Origin of the sequence: Siphonobacter sp. (genome assembly GCF_048595215.1) — a bacterium.
Classification (GTDB): domain Bacteria; phylum Bacteroidota; class Bacteroidia; order Cytophagales; family Spirosomataceae; genus Siphonobacter.
On sequence record NZ_JBMDWJ010000398.1, the window covers coordinates 1 to 9,047 of the forward strand.

Annotated in this window: 7 protein-coding genes; 4 read left to right on the forward strand and 3 right to left on the reverse strand. The window is 48.9% G+C overall.

Features of this window, described 5'->3' with window-relative positions; translation table 11 throughout:
- Together ACOJTG_RS24200 and ACOJTG_RS24205 are read left to right on the forward strand one after the other, a co-directional pair.
- Positions 1–791: ABC transporter permease (locus ACOJTG_RS24200; RefSeq protein ID WP_420156163.1), on the forward strand; the 791-nt coding region annotated here is incomplete at its 5' end.
- A gap of 110 nt (positions 792–901) precedes the next feature.
- Positions 902–2,137: an MFS transporter gene (locus ACOJTG_RS24205; protein WP_420156164.1), complete on the forward strand. Its 1,236-nt coding sequence runs from the start codon at positions 902–904 to the stop codon at positions 2,135–2,137.
- A gap of 120 nt (positions 2,138–2,257) precedes the next feature.
- Here ACOJTG_RS24205 and ACOJTG_RS24210 read toward each other — a convergent pair whose 3' ends face one another.
- The gene (locus ACOJTG_RS24210; protein WP_420156165.1) at positions 2,258–3,223 is read right to left on the reverse strand and encodes a YheT family hydrolase; all 966 of its coding nucleotides are present in this window, start codon (positions 3,221–3,223) and stop codon (positions 2,258–2,260) included.
- A 230-nt stretch (positions 3,224–3,453) separates the two neighbouring features.
- Here ACOJTG_RS24210 and lon point away from each other — a divergent pair, with 230 nt between their 5' ends.
- A complete protein-coding gene (gene lon / locus ACOJTG_RS24215; RefSeq protein ID WP_420156166.1) occupies positions 3,454–5,976 on the forward strand; it encodes an endopeptidase La in 2,523 nt (840 codons plus the stop codon).
- A 75-nt stretch (positions 5,977–6,051) separates the two neighbouring features.
- On the opposite strand, the gene ACOJTG_RS24220 is transcribed toward lon, so the two are convergent.
- On the reverse strand, positions 6,052–7,485 hold the full coding sequence (locus ACOJTG_RS24220) for a S41 family peptidase (RefSeq protein ID WP_420156167.1): 1,434 nt from the start codon (positions 7,483–7,485) through the stop codon (positions 6,052–6,054).
- Positions 7,486–7,677: 192 nt separating this feature from the next.
- Here ACOJTG_RS24220 and ACOJTG_RS24225 point away from each other — a divergent pair, with 192 nt between their 5' ends.
- On the forward strand, positions 7,678–8,175 hold the full coding sequence (locus ACOJTG_RS24225) for a cupin domain-containing protein (protein WP_420156168.1): 498 nt from the start codon (positions 7,678–7,680) through the stop codon (positions 8,173–8,175).
- Positions 8,176–8,462: 287 nt separating this feature from the next.
- Here the strand turns inward: ACOJTG_RS24225 and ACOJTG_RS24230 are convergent.
- The coding region (locus ACOJTG_RS24230; RefSeq protein ID WP_420156169.1) for a transferrin receptor-like dimerization domain-containing protein at positions 8,463–9,047 on the reverse strand (585 nt) is incomplete at its 5' end.

Here is a 9,047-nt window from a genome sequence, read left to right on the forward strand (position 1 = left end):
ACACCAAACCAATGCTCCTCACCTATATTCCTCAATCCTTTCGCATTGAAATGCTGAAAACCCGCAATACCGCCGCTTTCTGGCTGACATTGGCGGGTGCGGCCTTCGCTCCGGTACTTTTGTGCATTGGCTACCTGGCCAAACCCCAAAACTTTTTCATGCCAGCGAAGGCCTCTATCAGTGCCTGGGATTTGTTGGCGGGTCGCTGCTGGCAAATCAACATTGCTCTATTCCTGCCTTTTTTCATTGTACTGATCAACAGCATGGTGGTGAATATTGAACACCGTTCCAATACCTGGAAGTACGTTTTTACGCAGCCCTTCCCCAGAGCCTCCGTCTGGTTAGGAAAGCTGCTGCTCATTCAGGCGTTAATACTGTTGAATTTCATTCTGTTCAACCTTCTCATTTTAGTAGCCGGGTTCATTCTGTCGTTCATCAACGAAAAATATGGTTTTGGTAATCAGGGACCTGATCTGACGATGTGGCTGAAAGCGACGACGAAAGCTTATCTGGCAACGCTGGCGATATCGGGCATTCACTACTGGCTCGCTACCCGAATCAAGAACCTCATCGTACCCATCGGTATGGCGTTGATGGGATTAGTACTGGCAACCATTCTATTACAACAGAAATGGGAATACATTGACTGGTTTCCGTATGCGTATACGATTCTGTCTTCTCGGTTACAGCCGGAGGGTCTGTTACAAAAGCATGAATGGATTAGTATCGGATACTTTGTTGTTCTGAATGTAATCGGGTATTGGGATATTTCTCGCCGGAATATGGGATAAATACCAAATAAAATAGAAGATTAAACAGAAATTAAAAAAGTTTAGACCATTGGATGTTTTGCAGGACTACCGTATTTTGGCCGGATTTTTAACGTACCCCATTGCAATCCATGTCAACTTCAGTACCCCTGTCTACGTCTTCTACACGTTCGGCCTATACGCTCATTCTGGTAGCGGCACTGGGCTATTTTGTGGATGTCTACGACCTGATTTTATTCGGTGTCATTCGTAATCCCAGCCTGCGGGAACTCGGCGTTCCTGAAGATCAATTACTGGCTCAGGGCACTACATTATTTAATTGGCAAATGGCCGGGATGCTCCTCGGGGGTATTTTCTGGGGCGTCATCGGTGATAAGAAAGGCCGTAAATCCGTACTATTCGGATCGATTGTCATGTATTCGCTGGCCAATGCCATCAACGGACTCATTAACGATTTGACGGTATATGCCGTCCTGCGTTTCATCGCGGGCGTGGGGCTGGCTGGTGAACTGGGGGCCGGAATTACCCTCGTCAATGAAACTATGCCCAAAGAAAAACGAGGGTACGGAACGCTGATCGTAGCAGGCTTTGGAGCTTCGGGGGCCGTATTTGCGGCATTGCTGCCGGAATGGATTCCGAACTGGCGGGTGCTGTACTTCATCGGTGGCGGTCTGGGTCTGGCTTTGTTGACGCTGCGAATCGGTACCTATGAGTCGGATCTATTTGAGAAGACCGAACATTCCAACGTGACGAAAGGCGATTTCCTGAGTCTGTTTACGAACGGTGCCCGATTCAAGAAATACCTGGCCTGTATCTTCATTGGCATTCCCATCTGGTACGTGATCTCGGTACTGGTTCTTTCCGCACCGGAGTTAGTGAAAGCCCTGGGCGTAAGCGGCATCCGACCTAACCTCACCATCGCTTACCTGTACGCCGGACTTTCACTGGGAGATATAGGGGTTGGTTTGTTGAGTCAGCAGATTCGTAGCCGGAAAAAAGCGATCTATTTTTATCTCATTATTCTATCTTCACTAGTTATTTTTTACGTGAATTCCAGCGGATTATCGCCGCAGGGTTTTTACTGGCTGTGTTTTGCTCTTGGATTTTTTGCGGGCTACTGGGCCATGTTTGTCACGATGTCTTCCGAGCAATTTGGTACCAATCTGCGAGCTACGGTTACGACTACTATTCCTAATTTCGTTCGCGGAGCCGTGATTCCCATCAGTATTCTGTTTAAAGCCTTTATTCCTTCGCTGGGCCTAATTGGTTCGGCCCTTACGGTAGGAATAGCGTGTCTGCTCCTGGCCTTTATTTCCAACTGGAGCGTGGAAGAAACCTTTGCCAAAGAACTGGATTACGTGGAATAATAGACGGAGAGTCATGTCCCGGTTATACGCTTCCGAAAATTAAAACTTCCGGAAGCGTATAACTGGGTACTGGCGACTTTAGTACAACAGCCAGTACGATGAAATCACAGCTTCGGCGTACTAAAGCTTTGATTCCTGTTGCACAAAATTCACGATGCGGCGGTCCACCCAGTACAGTCCATCTTTCGAAGCTTCATAAAAGCCGCAATGGCCGCCCAAACGGGGCGTTTCCAGCCAAAGGTAATCCGATTGCCGGGCCAGCGTTTTGGGGGAACAACTGGGCGAAAGAATGGGGTCATTTTGAGCATTAAGCAGCAAACTCCGTACCCGAATATTGGGAAGGTAGGGTAGAGCCGAGGTCGCTTCTGCGTAGTCCTTCCAGCCAAAAAAGGGTGAAATGTATTCGTTGGAGAAGTCGTCGAGGGTACGGTAGCGATCAAATTGAGCGTATAACTGCTGATCGATCAGATGCTTTCGCGTCGACAGAAACTTCCGTAATTTTCGCAGAAAGTACCATTCATAGAAGGTACCCCGACAGGCGGCCATACTGCCCGGCATATCCGTAGGCGTAGAGACAGCCACTAAGGACTGGATACAATTTGAGAGCTGCGAACCCTGCTCGCCCGCGTACTTCAAGGCTAAATTCCCACCTTTACTAAAGCCAACGAGCGAAATCGAGGTATACCCTTTCGCCAGTGCATAGTGGACCACTTCCGCCAAATCGTCGGTACTGCCGTGGGTCGTCATTTTTTCCAGGCGGTTAGCCTCTCCACTTAAACCGCGGTGATTCCAGGCCAGAGCATCGAAGCCCGCTTCATTAAAGGCCCGTACGGCTCCAAGCATATACTGACGGGTCGAATTTCCCAGGTAGCCGTGCGTAAGCAAAGCCAGCGGAGGGTTGGAAGAATGGGGTTGATGGGCGAAACTCCAGTCTATATCCAGAAAGTCACCGTCCGCTAATTCTAAACGTTCTCTAGTATACGTTATTCCGGCTACGCGTCGAAGCGTACTCGGATAAATCGTGGAAAAATGAGCATTCTGCATCCAGAATGGAGCATGATACGAGGAATCAGTAACTAAGGGCATATCAAGTGACTACAAAATCAAAACTACGGGGTGGCAAAAGTTTTGTAAAAATATGGTATATTATTTTTCCATATTGCCGAAGAGCGATACGTTTAAGCACTGATTAGGGCTGAGCCACTACGTAATTAATTCCTGGCACAGTCCTTTCGCCTTATACCTACCGCGAACTTTTTCGTAGTTTCGTTTTTCGATCGATTGTTTTTCCTGCCAACATGACAGGTACTTGCTATATGAATAATAAAAAGACGGATTCCCTTGCTAACCTGCGTCTGGTCGAAATGTCTGATTTTGACAGTATGGAAATGATTCCGCTGTCTGCCGGAGATTTCGATGATAATGATGATCCTGCTACCTATGCCGAACAATTGCCCATCTTACCCATCCGGAACATTGTGTTGTTTCCGGGAATGGTTATTCCGGTTACTGTAGGTCGTCAGAAGTCCATTCGTCTGGTTAAAAAGCAGTATAAGTCCAAGAATAAAGTAGTAGGTGTAGTGGCCATGGCGAATCCTCAGAAAGAGGAACCCACTGCGGATGATCTCTACCGGGTCGGTACGCTGGCTAATATCCTTAAAATGATTGTTTTACCCGATGGTAATGTCACCATTATTGTACAGGGGAAAAAGCGTTTCCAGATTGAAGAATTTCTGAAAGAAGAGCCGCACTTTCTGGCCAAGGTTTCGTACGTGGATGATAATTTCCCCGCTAAACCTAACCGCGAAGCCAAAGCTCTGATTCAATCGCTGCGGGATGCCGCTCATAAAAGTCTGAATCTGAATCCGGAAATTCCCCGCGAAGCTCAGATTGCCCTGGATAACATTGAATCCAATAACTTCCTGATTCATTTCCTGTCAGCGAATACCAACGCCGATCAGCCTGAGAAGCAAGCCTTGCTGGAAACGTTTGATTCACAGCAACAGGCTACCAAGCTGCTCGAAGTGATGCTGAAGGATATTCAGTTGCTGGAAATGAAACGGGAAATCCAGTCCAAGGCTAGTAGTGAAATTGATCAGCAACAGCGGGATTACTACATCCGTCAGCAGATCAAAGTCCTTCAGGAAGAACTGGGCATTGACTCGCCCGAACAGGAAATTGACGCTCTACAGGCTAAAGCTGCTCAGAAGAAATGGAGTAAGGAGGTTAGTGAACAGTTTCAGAAAGAAATCAGCAAACTGCGTCGGACCAACCCGATGTCGCCGGAGTATCCCATTGGGATGAATTACCTGGAACTGATGGTGGACCTACCCTGGAACGAGCATACCAAAGATTTCTTTGACCTCAAAAAAGCCCAGAAGATTCTGGATCAGGATCATTTCGGACTGGAGAAAGTCAAAGAACGCATTATTGAATACCTGGCCGTACTGAAAATGAAGGGTAACATGAAAGCCCCCATTTTGTGCTTGTATGGCCCTCCGGGCGTGGGTAAAACTTCGCTGGGTAAATCCGTAGCCAAAGCCCTCGGACGTAAGTACGTGCGGATGGCTCTGGGTGGCGTACACGATGAGTCCGAAATCCGGGGCCACCGGAAAACGTACATTGGTGCCATGCCGGGTAAGATCATCCAGAACATTCGGAAGGCGAAATCTTCCAATCCCGTATTCATTCTGGATGAAATCGATAAGGTATCGAGTGACTTCCGGGGCGATCCATCCTCGGCCTTACTGGAAGTATTGGATCCCGAGCAAAACAGCAGTTTCCAGGATAATTATCTGGAAGTAGAATACGACCTGTCGAAAGTGCTGTTCATTGCAACAGCCAACTCGCTTGAACCCATTCAGCCTGCTCTTCGCGACCGGATGGAAATCATCGACTTGACGGGTTATACGATGGAAGAAAAGGTACAAATTGGTAAGAAGTACCTGATTCCTAAACAAAAACACGAACACGGACTGGATGGTAAAATGCTGAATTTTACTGATGCGGCTGTCCAGAAAATCATCGAAGGCTACACCCGCGAATCGGGCGTACGAGCCCTGGAGCAGAAAATAGGTTCACTGGTACGGAAAATTACCAAGGCCATCGCTCTGGAGGAAGAGTATCCCAAAACCGTTCGGCCCGAAGATGTAATCAAACTGCTGGGTCCCGAAACGTTTGACAAGGACGAGTATGACAATAACGATACCGCGGGCGTGGTGACGGGTCTGGCCTGGACTAGCGTGGGTGGTGAAATCCTGTTCGTTGAATCAAGCCTGAACCGGGGACGTGGTACGCTTACCTTGTCGGGTCAGTTGGGCGATGTCATGAAAGAATCAGCCATTACCGCCCTGAGTTACCTGAAAGCTCACGCCGAAGAACTCAACATCGACGAACGACTTTTCGAGTACTATAACCTGCACGTTCACGTACCGGCGGGTGCAGTACCGAAAGATGGACCGTCGGCGGGGGTTACGATGATCACCTCGATGGCTTCGGCCTTTACGCAGCGGAAAGTGAAGTCGAATTTGGCCATGACGGGTGAGATTACCCTGCGGGGAAAAGTGCTTCCCGTAGGTGGTATCAAGGAGAAAATTCTTGCGGCCAAACGGGCCGGTATTAAGGAAGTAATCCTGTGTACGAAGAACCGTAAGGACATTGAAGAAATCAATAAATCGTACATCCAGGATCTGACGTTCCACTATGCCGACCGGGTGGAAGACGTGTTGAAAGTGGCTCTGCTGGAAGAAAAAGTGGAACGCCCGATTAACTTCGTATTCCCCGAGGATAAAGGAAAACCAGTGGATACCACCACCACCGAAGTGGTTGTCTTGAATTAATACTGACTTACTACAAACGAGAAAGGCTGCCCCATGAGGTAGCCTTTCTCGTTTGTAATACAAGCTATCCGGGTACTAAAACCGATTTTTAAAAAAAGACTGAATACGCTGATCTTTGCTTCGAATCAGTAGTTTCCCAAATAGCGTTTTCTGAGTTAGCGAAGAAGCCAGGGCATGAATGCCCGCCGCCTGCCGACCGGAAGTATTGCTTCCGTACAAAGCTGTTTGTAATAAGGCTTCCTGCGTACTGCCCAGCGGATACAGGTTAAAGGGTTCCGACAGTACAATATTGGGCGTAAATCCCGCCGTGTAATCCGATTGCCCCAGGCTATTGTATACTTTAACAATGATGGGTTGCAGAGCGTATTTGATCTTACCCGAAGCGTCGGTGAGGGTGGTCGAACCTACGTTTTTTCCGTACGTGGTTTCACCAATCAACTGGACGTTCATGTACGGCTTTAATCCATTGATCACCAGTTCACTCGCGGAGGCCGTCCATTCAGATGTCAGGATGGTTACCTTACTGATCTGATTTCCCACGTTACTGGCTTCATTGGTAAAATAAGCGTTGAACGAATCGCTACCGTACTGCTGCTGCAGATACTTATTCAGCTCGGTATTGTATTCTTCGCGGTAGAAAACCTGATCGGCACCGCTGTATTTAACAATCATACTGGCCAGATTGATAGCCGTAGCACCCGATCCACCGGGATTGTAGCGTAAGTCCAGAATCAACTCCTGAATACCCGCCGCTTTAAAGTGGGCGAAAATCTGCCGCAGGTGAGTGTCGTACGCATTGCTGGATGAACCATTCGGACTCGATACAAACTGGTTATACAAGAGATACCCTACGTTCTTACCGTTGACGGTATATACGGAATCCAGGTAAACCGGATCTTCCTGAAAAGTCGTTGCCGTTACGGATCGGGTGGTACTGGTATCATCCAGGGTGCCCGTGGTGGTATTGACTGTACCGAGGGTAAACGTCGACGTCGTTCCCGACCCATACAGTAATTCACTGTAGTTGTTAACGGTCAATGTCGTACCATTCACTTTCGTAAACACATCCCCCCGTTTGAAACCGGCCAGATCGGCCGGTGAATTCTTCAGTACGTACAGGACCTGACCCACGACGTTTACATTCGCATTATCCCGGTAAAAGAGCCGGAATTGCATACCTGTCGTCAGACTCTCCCCGTTAAGGGCCGCTTCCAGCGATTCGGCATCCGAAGAAAGGTAAGAAAAACGGTCGCCCTGCGGATTCGTCGTTGCATGATAGGTGTAGAGCAGGGAATTAAAATAATCTTCCGGAGCGAGGGTCTGGTCGGTCGTATTTTCCACCGGTAGCTGATCCGTCCAGAGATAATAGGCCTGCATTTGCTCGTAAATCCATTGGTTAATCGGCGTATTTTCTTCCGAGTGGGTAGCGGGCGTAGTCGCATCCGTATCTTTTTTGCAGCCCGTCAGTAAGGCAAGGGCTAGTAAGGAATAAGTGATTGCGTATTTCACGGTGCTGGTTGCGATTGTTTACTGACCTATACGCAGGCTTTAAAACGGACGTTAGGCAACGGAAAACACTAGCCGATACTCGCCGCATTTTTAGCGACGGGGCGTGCCGAAAAGGCTACGTTCGCAAAGATTGGTATACTTCTTTCGCTGGGCTGTCTGCACTTTCATACTCCTTTAACGCGTCCTTCTTTCATGAAACCGGAACGTTTGCATTTCAAAGATGATGGCGTAATTCCCAACAGCGTCCTGCCCTTATTGGTCTATTCCGCGGTTTTTAAACCGGAAGAAAAGGATCTGGCCCGACGATTCGAGACGCTTTTTGCCGAACATCGCTGGCGTAATTCCTGGCGAAACGGGGTATATCCCTATCACCACTACCATAGTATTTCGCACGAAGTACTGGGCGTGTATAGCGGCCAGGCCACCTTGCAGCTTGGTGGCGAAAAAGGGCAGGCGATCCACGTACAGGCGGGTGATGTGCTGGTGATTCCGGCGGGCGTTGGTCACAAGAAGCTCGAAGCCAGTAGTGATTTTGGTGTAGTAGGAGCGTATCCCGAAGGCAAAGACTGGGATTTACTAAAGGGTGAAAAAGGCGACCGTCCCCAAGCGGATCGAAACATTACTGCCGTACCCATGCCATCGCAGGATCCGGTGACGGGTGCGAAAGAAATGCCGGAATGGCATACGTAGGAAATTGAGTTTACGTCGGAGACGCCCGACTAGCATTCACCCGGCTCGCTCCGATTTATAACCCTCATGGAATGATCGGGCGAGCCGGGGAACAGACGTGAAGATGTAACCCCGGAGGGGTTCAATTTCAATAGCCCCGTATGCAATGCGGGGGATAAGATGTTAAGGATTCGCGTCAAAAACGCTCAACTAGTGCCACCCCGATTCATGCCATGAGGATTATAAATCGGGGCGAGCTAGTCGAGCTAGTGATCTTTTCCTGCCTGAATGGAAACCCTTGAAAGAGGCTATTTACTACCGCCCAGCGAAGCCCCCGCACTATTGTTTACCGTTTGTACTAAGTTAGCCAGCTTACCGCTCAGGGACTGAATCGCCGTTTTGTACCGATTCTCCAGGTCCGGCAAATTCGCGGTCGATTTTAAGGAAGCTTCGTACAATAGGCCGGGCAACATCCAGGACGCATAACCACTGTACGGATCCGAGGATGCGTACAGGGAGCGGTACCAAGAGCCAAAAGCCATTCCTTTCTTATCAATGAACGACTGTTCGAGCTGGAGCATAATCTTGTTGAGTTCCTGAGCTTTATCCGTACGACCCGCCGCCAGATAACTTTGGCGGGCTGCTTCCGCTGCTTCCGCATTCTTTTTCAGATCCGCTACTGTGGCTAGTAAGGGTTCGATGGAGTACGTAGGAGCGTAGGCCTTGATCGCTTTCTCGGCGGCCTTCAGGTGCGTGGTCAGGTCACTGGCGTAGCGAACCAAATCATAGGGTAGGATGTCCGCGTTGGCGAGTCGCAGGGCCATGGTTCCCACGACCTGTTCCACCATTGGACCCATCTTGTAGGTAGAATCGACGAATTTATGATAGAAGAA